Below are 18,654 nucleotides of genomic sequence, written 5' to 3' on the forward strand. Positions count from 1 at the left end.
GGCAGCCAGAGTGGCTGCCGCGCCGCCCCGGGGTGGCGGGTGGCTAGCGCGCCGCCCAGGCGGAGAAACGCTGTTCGAGCTCTTCGCCGTGGTCGGTCCAGAATTCGAGGTCGTTGAACAAGGCGTTCTTTGCGTTTTCAGGTGAATTGGGTACGCTGGCCAGTACGTCGGCGTCCAGCATCTGGATGGCCTTCTTGCTGACCGGGCCGTAGGCGATGTGTTCGCTGTAGGCGGCCTGGGCCTTGGGCGTGCTGGCGTATTTGACGAATTCGATGGCCTCTTCCTTGTTGGGCGAGCCCGTGGGGATGACCCAGTAGTCGAAGTCATAGACGCTGCCGTCCCAGACGATGGCCAGGGGCCGCCCCTCGCGCTGTGCGGCGTCGATGCGCCCGTTGTAGACGGCCGACATGACTACGTCGCCGGCCGTCAGCAGCTGCGGCGGTTGTGCGCCGGCTTCCCACCATTGGATGTGGGGCTTGAGCTCGTCCAGCTTGGCGAAGGCGCGATCCACCCCTTCGGGGGTGGACAGCGTTTCGTAGACCTTGTCGACCGGCACGCCGTCGGCAACGAGCGCGAATTCCAGGTTGTAGTGCGCCCCCTTGCGCAGGCCGCGCTTGCCGGGGAATTTCTCGACGTCCCAGAAATCGGCCCAGCCCGTGGGCGCCGTCTTTAGGATGTCTGTGTTGTAGGCCAGTACGGTGGACCACACGAAGGTCCCCACGCCGCAGTATTTCATGGCCCCCTCGACCATGTCGTCTGCGTCGATGATGGCGGCCCAGTCGATGTCTTCGAAGAGGCCTTCATCACAGCCCCGGCCCAAGTCGCCGGTTTCGACCTCGACGACGTCCCAGACGACGTTGCCGGAATCGACCATCGCCTTGATTTTGGCTTGTTCGCCGTTATAGGCGACCGGGATGATCTTGCGGCCGGTTTCTTGCTCGAGCGGCTTGATGAATGCCGCTTCCTGGGCATCGCCGTTGGCGCCGCCGAAGTTGACGATGGTCAGGTCGCGGGCCTGGGCTGGCGATAAGCCAAGCAGGGCCACGGGCATCGCCAGCGCGAGGGCTGTGAGCAAGGTGCGTGATGTTTTCATGATTGCCTCCGGAGTGTGGGTTTTTTTATGCTGCCAGGGAATCCAGGGCCGCCGCCATCTTCTGCAAGGCCTGATCGACCTCGGCAGGGGTGATGACCAATGCGGGCAGCAGCCGGATGATGTTGTCACGGGCGGTCAGCACCATCAGGCCGTGGTCCTGGCAGGCTTGGACGATCCGTGTGTTGGGCGTATGGGCGGGCAGGCCGATCATCAGGCCCAGACCGCGCAGAGGCTCGGAGATGTGTTGGGGGTAGCGGGTGGCCAGGTTGGACAGGCCAGCCCTTAAGTGTTCGGCCACGGTGCAGACGTGGTCCATGAAGCCTGGTGCCGTGAGAATGTCGAGCACGGCGTTGCCGACGGCCATCGCCAGCGGATTGCCGCCGAACGTGGTGCCGTGGTTGCCGGGGCCGAAGGCGTTGGCCACGCGTTCGGTGGCCATGCAGGCCGACAGTGGGAAACCGCCGCCCAGGCCCTTGGCCGTGGTGAGTACGTCGGGCGTGATGCCCGACCATTCGTGGGCATAGAGCTTGCCGGTGCGGCCATTGCCGCACTGGACTTCATCGACCATGAGCAGCAGGCCGTGTTCATCGGCCAGGGCGCGCAGCGCGCGCATGAAAGCCGGATCGGCACAACGCACGCCGCCTTCGCCCTGGACCGGCTCGATGAGAATCGCGGCGGTTTCGGGGCCGATGAGCGCGCGCACCGAATCGATGTCGTTGAATTGGGCGCGGTCGAAGCCGGGGGCGTGGGGTGCATAGCCCTCGCGGTATTTTTCGCCGTCGCCCGCGACGATGGTGGCCAGCGTACGGCCATGGAAGGCCCCGTCGAACACGATGGTGCGCCAGCGTTCGGGTTGCCCGGTGAGATCGAAATGGCGGCGGGCGAGCTTGAGCGCCGTTTCGTTGGCCTCGGCCCCGCTGTTGGTGAAGAACACACGATCGGCGAAGCTGGCGGCGCACAGCCGGTCGGCCAGCCGTTCCTGTTGGGGGATTTCGTACAGGTTGGACAGGTGCCACAGCTTGCCCGCCTGCCGGTTCAGGGCTTCGACCAGGTGCGGGTGGCAATGGCCCATGGCATTGACCCCGATGCCCGCCGTGAGATCCAGATAGCGTCGGCCGTCTTCGGCCGTCAGCCAGACGCCGTTTCCGTGGCTGAACGACAGCGGCTGGCGCGCATAGGTGGACATCAGATGCGAATCGGACATGAATGAACCTGCGGGTCGATGGTGGGTATGAAAAACCGTTTGAACGATGAAACCGGGGGCGAACCCCCGGACGCCCCGTTGCCGGGGCGGTTTGCTTCAGGCTGTGCGGATCAGCGCAGCGGCCAGCCGTACATCAGGCCGCCATCCGTCCAGAGCGCATTGAGGCCGCGCTCGAGCTTGAGCGGTGAACCTTGCCCGATGTTGCGCTCGAAAGACTGGCCATAGTTGCCGATTTGCTTGACGATATTGTAGGCCCACTTGGCATCCAGGCCCAAGCCTTTTGCCATGTCGCCCGACACCCCGAGGATGCGCTGCACATTGGGGTTGTTGCTTTTCAGCATTTCATCCACGTTTTCCGACGTGATGCCGTATTCTTCGGCCTCGATCCAGGCGTTCAGGGCCCAGCGCGCCACCATGAACCATTCGTCATCACCCTGGCGCACCATGGGGCCCAGGGGTTCTTTGGAGAAGTTCTCTGGCAGGATGATGTAGTCGTCCGGCGTGGCCGATGAGGCCCGGAGGCTGGCCAGCTGGGATTTATCGCTGGTGACCACGTCGCAGCGGCCGGCCTCGAAGGTGCGGAACCCGCCTTCGGAGGTTTCGATCACCACGGGCTTGAACTCGAGCTTGTGAGCGCGGAACCAGTCGGCCAGGTTGAGCTCGGTGGTGGTGCCCTGCAGCACGCAGACGGCGGCGCCGTCGAGCTCGGCGGCGCTCTTGACGCCCAGGCTCTTCTTGACCAGCACGCCCTGGCTGTCATAGTAGTTGATGCCGGTGCTCATCAGGCCGAGTGTGGTGTCGCGGATCATGGTGGCCGTGGAGTTTCGGGTCAGCACGTCGACTTCGCCCGACTGCAGGGCGGTGAAGCGTTGCTGCGACGTGAGCGGGGTCGCCTTGAATTTTTCGGCATCGCCGAACATCATGGCCGCGATGCTGCGGCACATGTCGATGTCGATGCCTTTCCAGACCCCCTTGCTGTCTGCCAGGGCAAACCCGGGCAGGCCGGAGTTCACACCGCATTGCACGTAGCCGCGTTCTTTGACCGCGTCGAAGGTGCTGCCTGCCTGGACGGTGCCAGCAGCCAGCAACAAGGTGGTGGATAAGGCCGCGAATTTCAGTCGCTTCATGTGTCTCCCCCTGTTGTGGGTTGTCGTTGAATGAATCGGGGTATGCCCCTGCCGGGACGGTGCTTTTGGCTGCCATCCTGCGGTGCATAATCATCGCCGAAATGACGCGCTTGTGCCAGTGGGTTAATCGAGTAGTCGAATGCGGCACAATAGTGTTCAAATCAAGGGATCGTGCGGTCCCGGTAGACCGCAGGTTCCCTGCCGTTCCCTGTTAGCCATTTTTGAGGTTTCCCATGACTGCCATCCCTTCTCCCACCGAGCGCCTTGCCGGGCATGTACTGGTCGACCAGTTGCGTGTACACGGTGTCGATCACGTGTTCTGCGTCCCTGGTGAAAGCTACCTGGCCGTGCTCGATGGCCTGTACGACGCCGGCATCGAAGTCACGGTCTGTCGCCAGGAAGGCGGGGTGGCCTACATGGCCGAGGCATATGGCAAACTCACTGGGCGGCCCGGCGTGTGCATGGTCACCCGGGCACCCGGCGCCTCCAACGCGGTGCCCGGCATCCACGTGGCTTCGCAGGACTCCACGCCCATGATCATGCTGGTGGGCCAGATCGACCGTTCCGCGCGCGACCGTGAAGCTTTCCAGGAAATGGACTACAAGGCGGTCTTTGGCTCCCAGGCGAAATGGGTGGCCGAAATCGATCAGGCCGAGCGCATTCCTGAATACCTGGCGCGTGCATTCAAGGTGGCCGTTTCGGGCCGGCCCGGGCCCGTCGTGCTGGCCTTGCCCGAAGACATGCTGGTCGAACACATCACGCTGGCCGATGCCCGTCCGGGGCAGCTGCCGCAGCCATGGCCGGCGCCCGAACAAGTGCAGGCCTTCGAGGCGTTGCTCGCGCAAGCCCAGCGGCCCATCGCGCTGCTCGGCGGCAGCACTTGGGATGCCGCCTCCGTGGCCGCGTTTGGTGAATTTGCGCAGGTCCACGGCATTCCCATCGCCGTGCAGTTCCGGCGCCAGATGCTGTGTCCGGTCGACCATCCCTGCTTCGTGGGCGATCTCGGCCTGGGTTGCGACCCGCGCCTGTTGGCGGCCATCCGCGAGTCGGACCTGATCCTGGCGATCGGCGGCCGGCTGTCCGAAGTGCCCAGCCAGAACTACACTTTGTTCGGCATACCCAATCCCGGCCAGACGTTCGTGCACGTCCATCCGGATACCAGCGAGCTGAACCGGGTCTATCAGGCGGATCTGGCCGTTGCCTGTCCGTCCGCCGCCTGGGTGCGGGCCATCGCCGGGCTGGCGCCGGCCGCGGCCGCTACTGCGCGCATGAGCCGCTGTGCCGAACTCCACGCCGCGCGGCAGGCCTGGAGCGACCCCTCTGCCATCCATCATCCGGGCCGGCTGCAGATGGGCGCCGTCATGGCGCACTTGAACGCCGTCCTGCCAGCCGACACCATCATGGCCAACGGCGCTGGAAACTTTGCGACCTGGGTACACCGCTTCTATCGTTTTCGCGAGTTCGGCACCCAGCTGGCCCCCACCTCGGGTTCCATGGGGTATGGCCTGCCGGCGGCGGTGGCCGCGCAGCGCCTGTTCCCGAACCGGCGCGTGGTGTGTTTTGCCGGAGACGGTTGCTTCATGATGCACGGCCAGGAGTTCTCTACAGCCGTGCAATATGGTTTGCCCATCGTCGTGATTTTGGTCGACAACGGCATGTACGGCACCATCCGCATGCACCAAGAGCGCACCTACCCGGGTCGGGTATCGGCGACGACGCTGCACAATCCGGATTTTGCGGCGTATGCGCGGGCGTTTGGCGGGCATGGCGAGCGCGTCGAGACCACCGAGCAATTTGCACCGGCATTCCAGCGGGCCATCGACAGCGGCCTGCCGGCCATTGTGCATTGCCTGCTCGACCCCGAGGCAATCACCCCCACCACGACACTCAGCAAACTGCGCGCGGGCTGAAGGCGGGTTCAGCCACGGCGGCGCCGTGCTGTGCGGCGTCGACCAGCCATTGCCTGAATTTCACGACCGATGGCTGGGATACCTTGCGCTCGGGCACGATCAGGTGAAAGGCGCGCGGGTCGGGGCTGCTGTGCGGGTTCAGGATGATCAGCTGCCCGCTGTCCAGTTCGGGGCGGATCAAAAAGGCCGGGATCAGGGCCACGCCCAGGCCGTCCCGAGCGGCCTGGGCAAGCATCGAGAACAGCTCCAGGCGCATGCCGGCCATATCGTTGGGGGCCATGACCCCGGCCGAGCCGAACCATTCCCGCCACGCGGTGGGGCGGGTGCTTTGCTGCAGCAGCGGCAGGCGTGCGATGGCGGCTGGCGCCAGGGGGGTGGCGGCCAGCGTGGGGCTGCACACCGGTACCGGGTTCTCATGCATCAGGAAATAGGCTTCGGTGCCCGCCCAGCGCGGGTTGCCCGAGTACAGCGCGGCATCGAACCCGGTTTCTTCGAACATGAACGGTGTCGTGCGCGTGACCATGTTCACCTGCAGGCCCGGTGCATGAACCTGCAGGCTGGCGAGCCGCGGCAGCAGCCAGCGTGTCGCGAAGGTCGGGACCACCGCCAGGTCGAGCACACCACCAGCCTGGTGGGCCATGATGGCCAGCGTATCGCGTTCCATGGCCTGCAGGTGGCCGCGCACCATGCGCGCATAGCGTTCGCCGGCATCGGTCAGGCGCACGCCGCGCCGGATGCGCTCGAACAGCGGGACGCCGACGTGCTGTTCGAGGCTGGCGATCTGGCGGCAGATGGCGCCTTGCGTGAGTGACAGTTCGTGGGCGGCACGGGTGAAGCTTTCATGTCGCGATGCCGCCTCGAAGGCCTGCAGAGCCCGTGTGCTGGGAAACCGGTGGCGCATGTGTCGTGTGAGTTATTTGCACAGATAGCGGAAATTATATCGTTTGCCCGGAACGGGCATGTGCGGCTAGCATGGGCCTGTTCGATCGTCCATCCGCTTTTTGCACAGGAGTCTTCATGTCCCAGCCCCGCCCCCAATTCCAGTGGCTTGATCCGCTGCTGCTCGATCAGCAACTCAACGACACAGAGCGCATGGTGCGCGATGCGGCGCGCGCGTACTGCCAGGACAAGCTTCTTCCCCGCGTCCAAGAGGCTTTTCGCCACGAGAAAACGGATCCCGCCATTTTCCGTGAACTGGGCGAACTGGGCCTGCTGGGCGCCACGATCCCCGAGGCGTACGGTGGGGCGGGCCTGAACTACGTGTGCTACGGCCTGATCGCGCGCGAGGTCGAGCGCGTCGATTCCGGCTACCGGTCCATGATGAGCGTGCAAAGCTCGCTGGTCATGGTGCCCATCGATGCGTTCGGCACCGAAGAACAGAAGCGCAAGTATCTGCCGCGCCTGGCGAGTGGCGAATGGATCGGCTGCTTCGGGCTGACCGAGCCCAACCATGGGTCCGATCCGGGCTCCATGGTGACGCGTGCCCGGGCGGTGCCGGGTGGCTACAGCCTGTCCGGGGCCAAAACCTGGATCACCAACAGCCCCATCGCCGATGTGTTCGTGGTCTGGGCCAAGGACGACGAGGGCAAGATCCGCGGATTCATCCTCGAGAAGGGCGCCAAGGGCCTGTCGGCGCCGGCCATTCACGGCAAGGTGGGGCTGCGGGCCTCGATTACCGGTGAAATCGTCATGGACGAGGTATTCGTCCCTGAAGAAAATGCCTTTCCCGAGGTACGCGGCCTGAAGGGGCCGTTCACCTGCCTGAATTCTGCGCGTTTCGGCATTGCCTGGGGGGCCCTTGGCGCAGCCGAGGCCTGCTACGAGACCGCCCGCCAGTACGTGATGGACCGCCACCAGTTCGGACGGCCCCTGGCAGCCAACCAGCTGATCCAGAAGAAGCTGGCGGACATGCTCACCGAAATCACACTGGGCCTGCAGTCTGTGCTGCGCGTCGGGCGCCTGAAAGACGAAGGGCAGGCACCCGTCGAGATCACCTCCATCATCAAGCGCAATTCATGCGGCAAGGCGCTGGACATCGCCCGCATGGCGCGTGACATGTTGGGCGGCAACGGCATTTCAGATGAATTCTGCATCGCCCGCCACCTCGTCAACCTCGAGGTCGTGAACACGTACGAAGGCACGCACGACGTCCACGCCCTGATCCTGGGGCGCGCGATTACTGGCATTGCCGCGTTCGCCAATTAAGGAACGCGCATGTCTGCTCAGCAGCCAACGGCCACCCAGTCCGGCCCCGGCCCGGGCACTCGGGGGGCGCTGTCGCACGTTCGCGTTCTGGATCTTTCGCGCGTGCTGGCGGGTCCCTGGGCCACCCAGATCCTAGGCGATCTCGGCGCCGACGTGATCAAGGTCGAACGCCCTGGCGCGGGTGACGACACCCGCCATTGGGGGCCCCCGTGGATGCCGGATGCGGCCGGGCAGGATTCGGACGTCGCAGCCTACTACTTGTGCACCAATCGCAACAAGCGATCCATGACGGTCGACATGGCCAGTGCCGGCGGGCAGGCGCTGTTGCGCCGGCTCGCGGCCGAAAGCGACGTCCTGGTCGAAAACTTCAAGGTCGGCGGGCTGGCGCGTTATGGGCTCGACTACGATACGCTGGCCGCCCTCAACCCGCGGTTGGTCTATTGCTCCATCACCGGCTTCGGCCAGACCGGGCCGTACGCCGAGCGCGCTGGCTACGATTTCCTGATCCAGGGCCTGGGCGGGCTGATGAGCATCACCGGGCGCCCGGATGGCGAACCCGGCGGGGGGCCCATGAAGGTCGGGGTGGCCCTGGTGGACATCCTGACGGGGCTGTACGCCGCCAACGCCATCCAGGCGGCACTCGCGGCGCGCGAAAAGACCGGCCGTGGCCAGCACCTGGACATGGCCCTGCTGGACGTCGAGGTGGCTTGCCTGGCCAACCAGGCCATGAACTACCTGGCCACCGGGCGTGACCCGCAGCGCCTGGGCAATGCGCATCCCAGTATCGTGCCGTATCAGGATTTCCCCACTGCCGACGGACATATGATCCTCGCCATTGGCAACGACGGCCAGTTCGAGCGTTTTTGTTCCGAAGCCGGTCAGCCCGAGCTCGCGCGGGACCCCCGCTTTGCCACGAACCAGGCGCGGGTGGTTCATCGCCAGGCACTCATTCCGCGCCTTCGCGAGATCACCCAGACCCGCAGTACGGCGCAGTGGATCGCGGCGCTCGAGGCCCGCGCGGTGCCGTGCGGGCCGATCAACGGCCTGCACGACGTATTTGCCGATGACCAGGTGCGCGCCCGCGGGCTGCGGGTCGAGATGCCGCATCCGGATGTGGGTCACGTGCCATTGGTGGCCAGCCCCCTGCGGCTTTCCGACACCCCGGTCGAATACCGCGTGCCGCCGCCCGCACTGGGTGCGCACACCGAGGAAATCCTGCACGACTGGCTCGGCATGTCGCCCCAGGAAGCGGCTGCACTGCGCGAGCAGGGCATACTCTGACGCCAGGCCAGGCCTGGCCTGGCCGCGTGCGGTGTCCTCGCGGTGTCCGGTGCGCCCGGCCTGTCTTTGCCGGGAACGGGTCAGGGGCGGCGATCCTTCTGCCGACCGCGCGCAAACGCCTGGGCCATGGCGCTTTGCGCGGCAGCGGGGCGCGGCGGCATGGTGCGGCGGCCGCCCGCGCGGCGGGCGGGCGCAGCGGCGCCGGCTGGCGCGCCAGGGCTGGCGGTTTCGCGCACGTCGTCCCCATCCTTGCGCATGCTCAGGCTGATGCGCTGGCGTGCGATGTCCACGGCCACGACACGAACCTGCACGGTCTGACCTACCCGCACGACGTCGCGCGGGTCTTTCACGTAGTGGTCGGCCAGCGCCGAGACGTGCACCAGGCCGTCCTGATGCACGCCGATGTCCACGAAGGCGCCGAAGTTGGCCACGTTGCTGACCACACCCTCCAGCAGCATGCCGGGCATGACGTCGCGAATGTCCTGGATGCCTTCGGCAAAGGCCGCGGTCCGGAATTCGGGTCGTGGGTCGCGCCCGGGTTTCCTGAGCTCTTCGAAGATGTCGCTCACTGTGGGCAGGCCGAAGCGTTCGTTTGCAAAGTCGGCGGGTGAGAGGCCCTTGAGCGCATCCGTCCGACCCATGACGGCATTCAGCGGTTGCTTCAGGCGCCGCAGGATGTGCTCGACCACGGGGTAGGCTTCGGGATGAACCGCGGAGGCATCCAGGGGGTTGTCCGAGCCAGGAATACGCAGGAATCCGGCGGCCTGTTCGAAGGTCTTGTCACCCAGGCGGGGAACGTCGCGCAGAGCCTGCCGGTTGCGGAAGGCGCCATGGCGCTCGCGGTGTTGCACGATCTGGCGCGCGAGGCCCGCATTCAGGCCCGAAACCCGGGTCAGGAGCGGCACCGAGGCCGTATTCACATCCACGCCGACGGCATTGACACAGTCTTCGACCACGGTCGCCAGCGAGCGCGCCAGTTCGTGCGGGTTCACGTCATGCTGATACTGGCCTACGCCGATGGCCTTGGGTTCGATCTTCACGAGCTCGGCCAGCGGGTCTTGCAGGCGCCGGGCGATGGACACCGCGCCTCGCAGGCTCACGTCCAGTTGCGGGAATTCTTCGGCGGCCAGCGTCGAGGCGGAATACACCGATGCGCCGGCCTCGGACACCACGACGGGGCGGAAGGCGTGCCCCGGATGCTGCGCCTGCAACTGCCTCACCAGCTGCATCGTCTCGCGCGAGGCGGTGCCGTTGCCGATAGCCACCAGCGAAATCGCGTGCCGCGTGATGAGCTGGGCCAGGGTGCGCAGGCTGCCCTCGACGTCTTTGCGGGGCGCGAACGGATGGATCGTGGCGGTATCCAGCAGCTTGCCCGTGGCGTCGATCGCCGCCACTTTCACACCGGTGCGTATACCGGGATCCAGGCCCAGCACGTTGTGGGGCCCGGCTGGCGCCGACAGCAGCAAATCCTTCAGGTTGGCGGCAAAGACGTGAATGGCCTCGATCTCGGCCTGCTCGCGCAGCGCGCCGAGAAATTCGGTTTCGAAACGCGGCAGCAGTTTGACCCGCCACGTCCAGCGGCAGACTTCGCCAAGCCAGTGCTGGCGGGCATCGTCCCGGTGGTCGAAGCCGACGCCGGGTGTCATTGCATCGGCGATCAGGCGTACACAGGGGTGCGGCTGCAGCGCCTCGTGGTCGGGGGGCAGGCTGATGTGCAGCGCCAACAGGCCTTCGTGACGACCACGCAACAGCGCCAGCATGCGATGAGATGGAATGTTGCGCAGGCTTTCGCTGTAGTTGAACCAGTCGCGAAATTTGGCGCCTTCCATTTCCTTGCCTTCGATGACGCGCGCGTTCAACATCCCGGTGTCGCGCAACGTCTTGCGCAGAGCCTGGACCAGCTCCGCGTCGTCGGCGAAACGTTCGGCGAGGATGTCACGCGCTCCGTTCAGAGCGAGCCTGGCATCGCCGAACCCCGCGTCCGCATTCAGGTGGTGTGCCGCCAGGGTGTCGGGGTTGGCCTCGGGATGGGCCAGCAGCTGTTCGGCCAGCGGCAGCAAGCCTGCCTCGATCGCGATCTGGCCCCGGGTGCGGCGTTTCGGCTTGTAGGGTGCGTATAGATCTTCGAGCCGCTGCTTGCTGTCGGCCGCCTCGATGCGAACCCGCAGGGCGTGATCCAGCTTTCCCTGAGCGGCGATGCTGCCCAGGACGGCGGCCCGGCGTTCCTCGAGCTCACGCAGGTAGGCCAGGCGCGTCTCGAGTTGCCGCAGCACGGTGTCATCGAGCCCGCCCGTCACTTCTTTTCGGTAGCGGGCAATGAACGGGACGGTGGCGCCGGAATCGAGCAGCTGCACGGCGGCCTGGATCTGGGCCGGACGTGCGTCGAGCTCGGTGGCCAGCTGCCGTATGATGGCCTGCAGGGTTTCGGTCGAGGGGGTGGGATCTGTCAAGGCGTTGTGTCCATCAAGGATCGGTATCAGCGGCGCATTTTGCCACAGTCGCTCGAAATCCCCTAAAGGCATGGCGTATGATGCCTGCATTCCACGTTTCGGTGTATGGATCCTGCTTCAAATGGCCCACGACACACTGGAGGCGGTGTTCGGGCCGGACGGCCCGCTGGCACAGGCGCTTCCCGCCTACCGGCCGCGCAAGGCCCAGCAAGAATTCGCCCAGGCCGTGTGGCAGGCCCTGCTGCACGGCGACGTACTGATTGCCGAGGCCGGCACGGGCACCGGCAAGACCTGGGCCTATCTGGTCCCGGCCTTTCTTGCAGCGCGCAAGACCCTGGTTTCCACTGGAACCCGCACCCTGCAGGATCAGCTGTTCCACCGCGACATCCCGCGCTTGCGCGATGCGCTGGCCTTGTCGGTGGATGTCGCGCTGCTCAAGGGGCGTAGCAATTATGTGTGTCATTATCATCTCAACCGCCTCGAGCAGGATCCCAGGGCGCTGAAGTCGCGCGAAGAAATCCCGCAGTTGCGTGCCATTCGGCAGTTCGTGCAAGTCTCCGAGACCGGCGATAAGGCCGAGTTGCCCTCGGTCCCGGAGACAGCGGATCTTTGGAACCGGGTCACGTCCACCCGCGAGAACTGCCTTGGCCAGGACTGCCCGTTCGTGCGCGAGTGCTTCGTATACAAGGCACGTCGGCGGGCCCAGGACGCCGACGTCGTGGTCGTCAACCATGCTTTGTTCATGGCCGACCTGGTCCTGCGCGAGGAAGGGGTGGCCAGCCTGCTGCCCGAGACCGATCTGGTCGTGTTCGATGAAGCCCATCAGTTGCCCGCTACGGCCACCCAGTTTCTGGGTGAAAGCGTCTCCGTGCACCAGGTGCTCGATGGCGCCCGGCAAGCCGAGGCCGCTGGGTTGGCCCATGCGCGCGAGGCGGTGCGCTGGTCTGATCTGTGCGGTGCCCTGGAAGCAGCCGTACGGGCGTTCCGGTTGGCTTGCGCACCGGTGGCGGCATTGCCTGGCGGGCGCGCGACCTTTCAGCAGATCCCGCAGGCACAGGCCTTTGACGAGGCGCTGGAGCAAATCGGCACGATGCTTGAACCCGTATTGGGGGCGTTGGCCGCACAGGAAGAGCGGCACCCTGACCTCGGTGCCGCCTTGCGCCTGCTCTCGAGCGTGCACGAGCGGCTCCTGCGCTGGGCCACACCTGCTCGCGGGGCGCCCGACGCCGCCGCAGAGGCGGCGGTACGCTGGGTCGAGTGCGGCGTGCATTCCGTGCGCCTGCAGCGTGCCCCCCTGTCCGTCGCCAAAATATTCTCGGGCTTTCGCCGCCCGGATCAGGCGTGGGTGCTGACCTCGGCCACGCTGTCGGTGCGGGGGGATTTTCAGCACTTTCAGCGCCTGCTGGGGTTGACCGATGCGCAGGTCGCCAGCTGGATATCGCCTTTCGATTACCCCGCCAGGGGGTTGTTGTACGTTCCGCGGGCGCTGCCGTTGCCGGGTTCGACCGGGTTTTCCGTTGCTTTTGCGCGTGCCTTGCGGCCCTTGCTGCAAGCCTGCCCGGGCGGGGCGCTGGTTCTGTGCACCACGCTGCGCGCCGTGGCCGAGATCGCCGATCAGCTGCAGCAGGCCGCCGGCGACAGGCGGGTGATGCGCCAGGGCGAATCTTCCCGTGCGGTGCTGCTCGAGCAGTTCAGGCAGGCCCACCATGCGGTGCTGGTCGGCAGCGTGAGTTTCTGGGAGGGCATCGATGTGCCCGGCGATGCCCTGACGCTGGTCGCCATCGACAAGCTGCCGTTTGCGCCACCCGATGATCCTGTCCTCGAGGCCCGGCTGCAGGCCTGCCGGGCCGAGGGGGGCAATCCGTTCATGGAGCACCAGCTGCCCCAGGCGGCCATGCTGCTCAAACAGGGCGCCGGGCGCCTGATACGGTCAGAGGCGGATTGGGGGGTTCTGGTGGTTGGCGACGGCCGGCTGGTGGACAAGCCCTACGGCCGCCTGCTTTGGCAGGGGCTGCCGCCCTTTGCCCGAACCCGGGATGCGGCGCTCGCCTTGGAGTTTCTGGAAAGCCCGCCGCCCGGCCCGCCCCCCGCGCCGGAGCGCTGAACCGCGGCCTGGCCCAGTCCTTAGAACCAGTTGATCGGGTTCCAGTAGCTGACCGGATCGTCCAGCCCCTGCTTGTAATATTTGCTGTCGGGGAAGTTGTGGTCCAGCACCCGCTTGGCATCATCGCGCAGGTCGGGCAGTTCGAGCTGGTCGTAGCTGAGCATCATCAGATACAGGGCCTTTTCGACGATCGGTGCGCCCTCGAAGTCGGTGATCACGCTTTGGGCGCGGTTGGCGGCCGCGACGTATGCCCCGCGCTTGTAGTAGTACGTGGCGACGTGGACCTCGTTGGCTGCGATCGTGTTGACCAGCCAGGCCACCCGCTTGCGGGCATCGGGGGCGTAGCGGCTGTCGGGATAGCGGCGCAGGAGCTCGTTGAAGGCCTCGTAGGACTCTCGCAAACCCTTGGGGTCGCGTTCGCTGGGATCCTGCTGGGTGAGGTCCGACAGCATCGCACTGGGCGGCGTGAACGTGATCAGACCCTTGAGATACAGCATGTAGTCTGTGCCGGGGTGGTTGGGATATTGCTGCATGAAGCGGTCGATGGCCGCCTTGGCCTGTTCGGGCTCTTCGTCTTTCCAGTTGACCCAGGCCTGATCGATCAGGGCCTGTTGCGCGTAGACGCCGAACGGATAGCGGGCCTCGAGCGCTTCGAGGTTTTCGCGCGCTTCGGACCAGTTGGCGCCTGCCATTTCGGTACGGGCCTGGCTGTACAGGCGTTCGGCGCTCCAGCCCGCGGTGGGATCGACATTGCTCGTGGTCGAACTGCACGCCGCCAGCACCACGGTGATCAGACCGGCCAGGGTGAGGCGGGTGAGGCGGAGAAGGGGTCGGTGCGAAACCAGTGCTTGAAAGGCCACAGGATATCCTTGGTCAAGGTGTTAGCATTGTCGGCAGATTATATGATTTGTCGCCATGTCGCACACGAAACTCGATCTCCAGGATCCGGGCCCGGTCGAATCACTGCCTTTTGTGCTGCCTGCCGATGCGGTTCCAGACCGGCTCGACAAGGTCCTGGCGCGGCTGATCCCAGAGCATTCGCGCAGTCGGCTGCAGGCCTGGATCGAGGCTGGGCACGTGTGGGTGGCTGGCCGGCCGGGGCGGATCCGCACGCGCGTCGGGCCCGGCGATTGCATCCAGGTCTGGCCGCAGGCCGCCCCCGAAGACCTGGCCTATGTGCCCGAAGACATTGCCTTCGAGGTGGTGGCCGAATCGCCCGATTGGCTGGTCATCGACAAGCCGGCCGGCCTGGTTACCCATCCCGGGGCGGGCAATTGGCAGGGCACGCTGCTCAACGGCCTGCTGTTTCGCTATCCGGCGCTCGCGCAGGTGGCCCGGGCCGGGATTGTCCATCGGCTCGACAAAGACACCTCCGGCTTGATGGTGGTGGCCCGCAACGAGACCGCGCAGACCCATCTCGTGCGCCAGCTGCAGGCCCGGACGGTGCATCGCGAATACTGCGCCCTGGTGCATGGCAGGCTGGCTGGTTCGGGGCGTGTGCAGGCCGCCATTGGCCGGGACCCCCGGGTTCCCGTGCGCATGAGCGTGATCCGTCCCGTCGCGCCGCGGCCGGCCCTCACAGCCTATCGGGCGCTTGCGCAGGGCACGATTGGGGGCGAGGCCGTCAGCCATGTGCAGTGTCGCCTCGAGACGGGCCGCACGCATCAGATCCGTGTCCATCTGGCCAGCCTGCAGCACCCGCTGCTGGGCGACATCCTGTATGGTGGCCGGCCGCTGGCCGGGGCGCGGCGGCAGATGCTGCATGCCCGGGCCCTGGGTTTCATCGATCCGCGCACCGGGGTGGAACAGATCTTCTGCCGGCTGCCGCCCGAAGACTACCAGCAGGTCTGTGCTGCCATCGAATGGCAGGAGCAGGGGCGTGGCACGGATTGATCTGCCTGCAGGCCTGCGCGCCGAGACCGGGTCGCCGTGGCCCGGGGTGCGCTATTTCACGACCTGGCGCCACGGAGGGGCCAGTGTTGCGCCGTTTCAGAGCCTCAACCTGGGCCTGCACGTGTCCGATGACGCCAGCCGGGTGCTCGAGAACCGTCGCCGCTTGCGCCTGGGCCTGCCGGGCGAACCGGTGTGGCTGGATCAGGTGCACGGCACGGCGGTCTGCGATGTCGACTGCGCGGTCGTGTCGTGTGGTCTGGGCCTGGATCCGGGTCCGGGTCCGGGTCCGGGTCCGACGCCGCCGCCGTGTGCCGATGCGGCGATCACGATGCGGCGCGGGCGGCCGCTGGCGATCCTGACGGCCGATTGCCTGCCGGTCGTGCTGGCAGATCAGGCGGGGCGGGTGCTGGGGGTGGCGCACGCCGGATGGCGTGGCTTGCTGGCCGGCGTGCTCGAGAACACGCTGGCGGCCCTGCGCGCCCGGCAACCGCTGGCGCAGGCCTGGCGCGCCTGGATCGGCCCCGGGATCGGGCCTGGCGCATTCGAGATCGGGCCCGAGGTCCGCGCACAGTTCCTGGCGCGCGACCGCCAGGCGGCGCGATACTTCGCGCCTCGCCCGGGGTCCGATCGCTGGTTGGCCGATTTGCCGGGGTTGGCACAGGATCGGCTGCGGCGTGCAGGCATCGACTGCATCGAGGTCAGCGAGGCCTGTACCTATACCCAGAGCAGGCGGTATTTTTCTTATCGCCGTCAGGCCCGTACGGGGCGCCAGGCCACCGTGGCCTGGCTCGAGCCTTGACCCGGTGCGCGGCGTGCGGCCACGCCCTGTGCCGATCAAAAGCAGCGGGTCGGACAGCAGGCCGGCGCGGCGTCGTGGCGGCAAGTGGATCGTGTATGCTTGTAATGTGTCGGCGTCAAGCCGCAGCGGCTGGCGAATTACCCCGATTGACGGCTTTGCGCTTCGTGGCACAATGAAATACAGCTTCAGCCATCCGGCTGCATGGCGTTTTCGGTACAGGGGGGCACGTGGTCAATCCCGTCTTTTTTCCTTGGCAGGCAGGCATGAGCCTGATATCCGGGCAAGGGGCCGCGATCCAGAAAAACTTCATGCAAGCTTGGCAGGGCCTTTTGCGCGATGCCCGCCGGGGGGCCCTCAAGCCCCCCGCTGACCGCCGCTTTTCATCCGAGGCCTGGGCGGCCAGCCCCCAGGCCCTGTTCACCGCCCATGCCTACCTGATTACGGCCAATACCCTCAAGGAAATGGCCCAGGCGGCCCGGCTCGATGATGCCGCCCGCGAACGCCTGCAGTTTGCCGTCATGCAGTGGGTCGAAGCCGCATCGCCCTCCAATTTCCTGGCCACCAATCCCGACGCCCAGAAAAAATTGATCGAGACCCGGGGCGAATCCCTGCAGCTGGGGTTGGCGAATCTCATGCACGACCTGCAACGCGGCCGCATCACCCAGACCGACGAAGACGCTTTTCAACCTGGCGAGAACCTGGCCATCACGCCAGGGGGCGTCGTGTACGAAAACCCGTTCATGCAGGTGATCCAATACAGCCCGCAGGCAGAAAAAACGTACCGCATCCCGCTGCTCATGGTGCCGCCCTGCATCAACAAGTACTACATACTCGATTTGCAGCCCGCCAATTCGGTGGTCCTTCACGCCTTGCAGGCCGGATTCGACATCTTCATGGTGTCCTGGCGCAACCCGCGCCCCGACGACCCCGATCGCACCGACACCAAGACCTGGGATGACTACCTCGAACACGGCGTGTTGCAGGCCATGAAGGTGGTCTCCAGAATCACCCGCCAGCCGCAGATCAACGTGCTGGGCTTCTGTGTGGGCGGCACCATGTTGGCCAGCGCGCTGGCCGTGGCCAAGGCCCGGGGCGCCGATCCGGCGCAATCCCTCACCCTGTTGACCACGCTGCTCGATTTCGGCGATGCAGGCATTCTCGATGTGTTCGTCGACGAACTCCATGCCCGCGCGCGCGAGCGCCAGCTGGGGCAGGGCGGGCTGATGACGGCCGCCGAACTCTCCACCACGTTTTCCTTCCTGCGGCCTTCCGAGCTGGTCTGGAACTACGTCGAGTCCAATTATCTCAAGGGCGAGTCGCCACGCGCCTTCGATCTACTGGCCTGGAACGCGGATGGCACCAATTTGCCCGGGCCGTTCTTTGCCTGGTATTTTCGCAACATGTATCTCGAGAATCGCCTGGTCAGCGGGCAGCTGGAAAGCTGCGGTGTGCCAATGGACCTGCGTGCCCTCGACTTGCCCACATACGTCTATGCCTCGCGCGACGATCATATCGTGCCATGGGCATCGGCGTATGCCTCCACGCAGCTGCTGTCTGGGCCGTTGCGGTTCGTGTTGGGCGAATCCGGTCACATTGCCGGGGTGGTCAACCCGCCCGAACGCGGCAGGCGCGGCTACTGGTCGAGCGGTTCGGATCATCTGCCGCCCGATCCCCAAGCCTGGCTCGAAGGCAGTGCACACGCCCGGGGCAGCTGGTGGCCAGATTGGCTGCAGTGGCTCGAAGGGCACTCCGGCTCGCTGCGCGCGGCGCGCAAAACGCTGGGCAACAAGCGCTTCCCCGTCATCGAGCCCGCACCCGGGCGCTATGTCAAAGTCAAGGCTGTCTGAAAGGAGAACATCATGAGCGGAAAACTGGCTTACGTCACCGGCGGCATGGGCGGCATCGGCACGTCCATTTGCCAGCGTCTGGCTACCGAAGGCTTCAGGGTGGTGGCGGGTTGTGGCCCCAGCCGCGACTACGAAAAATGGCTGGCCGAGCAGGCGGCGCAGGGTTTCACTTTTAGCGCGTCGGTGGGCAATGTGGCCGATTGGGATTCCACTGCGGCGGCCTTTGCCAGGGTACGGGAAGAGCATGGCCCGATCGATGTGCTTGTCAACAATGCGGGTATCACGCGCGACGGTGTGTTTCGCAAAATGACACTCGACGACTGGCGCGCCGTCATGGATACCAACCTGAACAGCCTGTTCAACGTGACCAAGCAGGTGATCGATGACATGGTCGACCGTCAATGGGGGCGCATCATCAACATCAGTTCGGTCAACGGCCAAAAGGGGCAGTTCGGCCAGACGAACTACTCGACCGCCAAGGCTGGTATCCACGGCTTCACCATGGCGCTCGCCCAGGAAGTCGCCAGCAGGGGGGTCACGGTGAATACGGTATCGCCGGGTTATATTGGTACCGACATGGTGCGCTCCATCCGGCCCGACGTGCTCGAGAAAATCGTGGCCACTATCCCGGTCAAGCGGTTGGGTGCGCCCGAAGAAATCGGCTCCATCGTGGCCTGGCTCGCTTCGGATGACTCCGGGTTCTCCACGGGGGCCGATTTTTCCATCAACGGTGGCTTGCAC

Annotated in this window: 14 protein-coding genes; 8 read left to right on the top strand and 6 right to left on the bottom strand. The window is 65.7% G+C overall.

Annotation, left to right across the window (positions count from 1 at the left end; translation table 11 throughout):
* Positions 1–43 precede the first annotated feature (43 nt).
* From WCZ84_RS08010 to WCZ84_RS08020, 3 genes are all read right to left on the bottom strand, one after another.
* On the bottom strand, positions 44–1,093 hold the full coding sequence (locus tag WCZ84_RS08010) for an ABC transporter substrate-binding protein (RefSeq protein WP_372685744.1): 1,050 nt from the start codon (positions 1,091–1,093) through the stop codon (positions 44–46).
* A gap of 25 nt (positions 1,094–1,118) precedes the next feature.
* Positions 1,119–2,297, bottom strand: a complete 1,179-nt coding sequence (locus WCZ84_RS08015; RefSeq protein ID WP_372685745.1) for an aspartate aminotransferase family protein — start codon at positions 2,295–2,297, stop codon at positions 1,119–1,121.
* Between the two features lie 110 nt (positions 2,298–2,407).
* The gene (locus WCZ84_RS08020; protein WP_372685746.1) at positions 2,408–3,424 is read right to left on the bottom strand and encodes an amino acid ABC transporter substrate-binding protein; all 1,017 of its coding nucleotides are present in this window, start codon (positions 3,422–3,424) and stop codon (positions 2,408–2,410) included.
* A 233-nt stretch (positions 3,425–3,657) separates the two neighbouring features.
* Between WCZ84_RS08020 and WCZ84_RS08025 the strand changes: the two genes are divergently transcribed.
* Positions 3,658–5,334 carry a thiamine pyrophosphate-binding protein gene (locus tag WCZ84_RS08025; RefSeq protein ID WP_372685747.1) on the top strand — a complete coding sequence of 559 codons (1,677 nt, stop codon included), beginning with the start codon at positions 3,658–3,660 and terminating at the stop codon, positions 5,332–5,334.
* On the opposite strand, the gene WCZ84_RS08030 is transcribed toward WCZ84_RS08025, so the two are convergent.
* On the bottom strand, positions 5,312–6,235 hold the full coding sequence (locus tag WCZ84_RS08030) for a LysR substrate-binding domain-containing protein (RefSeq protein WP_372685748.1): 924 nt from the start codon (positions 6,233–6,235) through the stop codon (positions 5,312–5,314). The genes WCZ84_RS08025 and WCZ84_RS08030 overlap by 23 nt on opposite strands.
* Positions 6,236–6,351: 116 nt before the next feature.
* Between WCZ84_RS08030 and WCZ84_RS08035 the strand changes: the two genes are divergently transcribed.
* The gene (locus WCZ84_RS08035; protein ID WP_372685749.1) at positions 6,352–7,539 is read left to right on the top strand and encodes an acyl-CoA dehydrogenase; all 1,188 of its coding nucleotides are present in this window, start codon (positions 6,352–6,354) and stop codon (positions 7,537–7,539) included.
* A 9-nt stretch (positions 7,540–7,548) separates the two neighbouring features.
* Positions 7,549–8,820 carry a CaiB/BaiF CoA transferase family protein gene (locus WCZ84_RS08040; RefSeq protein ID WP_372685750.1) on the top strand — a complete coding sequence of 424 codons (1,272 nt, stop codon included), beginning with the start codon at positions 7,549–7,551 and terminating at the stop codon, positions 8,818–8,820.
* A gap of 80 nt (positions 8,821–8,900) precedes the next feature.
* Here the strand turns inward: WCZ84_RS08040 and WCZ84_RS08045 are convergent, their stop codons facing one another.
* The gene (locus WCZ84_RS08045) at positions 8,901–11,270 is read right to left on the bottom strand and encodes a Tex family protein (RefSeq protein ID WP_372685751.1); all 2,370 of its coding nucleotides are present in this window, start codon (positions 11,268–11,270) and stop codon (positions 8,901–8,903) included.
* 121 nt (positions 11,271–11,391) lie between these two features.
* On the opposite strand from WCZ84_RS08045, the gene WCZ84_RS08050 reads away from it, so the two are divergent.
* On the top strand, positions 11,392–13,374 hold the full coding sequence (locus WCZ84_RS08050) for an ATP-dependent DNA helicase (protein ID WP_372685752.1): 1,983 nt from the start codon (positions 11,392–11,394) through the stop codon (positions 13,372–13,374).
* 20 nt (positions 13,375–13,394) lie between these two features.
* Here the strand turns inward: WCZ84_RS08050 and WCZ84_RS08055 are convergent, their stop codons facing one another.
* Entirely contained in the window at positions 13,395–14,177 is a 783-nt protein-coding gene (locus WCZ84_RS08055) for an outer membrane protein assembly factor BamD (protein ID WP_372685756.1), read from the bottom strand.
* 112 nt (positions 14,178–14,289) lie between these two features.
* On the opposite strand from WCZ84_RS08055, the gene WCZ84_RS08060 reads away from it, so the two are divergent.
* The 4 genes from WCZ84_RS08060 to phbB all read left to right on the top strand — a co-directional run.
* Entirely contained in the window at positions 14,290–15,267 is a 978-nt protein-coding gene (locus WCZ84_RS08060; protein WP_372685753.1) for an RluA family pseudouridine synthase, read from the top strand.
* The gene (pgeF, locus tag WCZ84_RS08065) at positions 15,263–16,066 is read left to right on the top strand and encodes a peptidoglycan editing factor PgeF (protein WP_372685757.1); all 804 of its coding nucleotides are present in this window, start codon (positions 15,263–15,265) and stop codon (positions 16,064–16,066) included. The genes WCZ84_RS08060 and pgeF overlap by 5 nt, the downstream gene beginning before the upstream one ends.
* Positions 16,067–16,329: 263 nt before the next feature.
* Positions 16,330–17,913, top strand: coding sequence for a class I poly(R)-hydroxyalkanoic acid synthase (phaC, locus tag WCZ84_RS08070; RefSeq protein ID WP_372685754.1), 1,584 nt, complete (start codon positions 16,330–16,332; stop codon positions 17,911–17,913).
* 12 nt (positions 17,914–17,925) lie between these two features.
* On the top strand, positions 17,926–18,654 hold a 729-nt coding region (gene phbB / locus WCZ84_RS08075), incomplete at its 3' end, for an acetoacetyl-CoA reductase (protein WP_372685755.1).

Origin of the sequence: Castellaniella sp. (assembly GCF_041675725.1) — a bacterium.
Taxonomy (GTDB): domain Bacteria; phylum Pseudomonadota; class Gammaproteobacteria; order Burkholderiales; family Burkholderiaceae_B; genus Castellaniella.

Bases quoted from the DNA above. Each gene is read 5' to 3' on its own strand.
- WCZ84_RS08040 (WP_372685750.1), top strand. From the start codon at position 7,549: ATGTCTGCTCAGCAGCCAACGGCCACCCAGTCCGGCCCCGGCCCGGGC.
- WCZ84_RS08050 (WP_372685752.1), top strand. From the start codon at position 11,392: ATGGCCCACGACACACTGGAGGCGGTGTTCGGGCCGGACGGCCCGCTG.
- WCZ84_RS08010 (WP_372685744.1), bottom strand. From the start codon at position 1,093: ATGAAAACATCACGCACCTTGCTCACAGCCCTCGCGCTGGCGATGCCC.
- WCZ84_RS08060 (WP_372685753.1), top strand. From the start codon at position 14,290: ATGTCGCACACGAAACTCGATCTCCAGGATCCGGGCCCGGTCGAATCA.
- WCZ84_RS08020 (WP_372685746.1), bottom strand. From the start codon at position 3,424: ATGAAGCGACTGAAATTCGCGGCCTTATCCACCACCTTGTTGCTGGCT.
- WCZ84_RS08015 (WP_372685745.1), bottom strand. From the start codon at position 2,297: ATGTCCGATTCGCATCTGATGTCCACCTATGCGCGCCAGCCGCTGTCG.
- phaC (WP_372685754.1), top strand. From the start codon at position 16,330: ATGAGCCTGATATCCGGGCAAGGGGCCGCGATCCAGAAAAACTTCATG.
- WCZ84_RS08025 (WP_372685747.1), top strand. From the start codon at position 3,658: ATGACTGCCATCCCTTCTCCCACCGAGCGCCTTGCCGGGCATGTACTG.
- WCZ84_RS08035 (WP_372685749.1), top strand. From the start codon at position 6,352: ATGTCCCAGCCCCGCCCCCAATTCCAGTGGCTTGATCCGCTGCTGCTC.
- WCZ84_RS08030 (WP_372685748.1), bottom strand. From the start codon at position 6,235: ATGCGCCACCGGTTTCCCAGCACACGGGCTCTGCAGGCCTTCGAGGCG.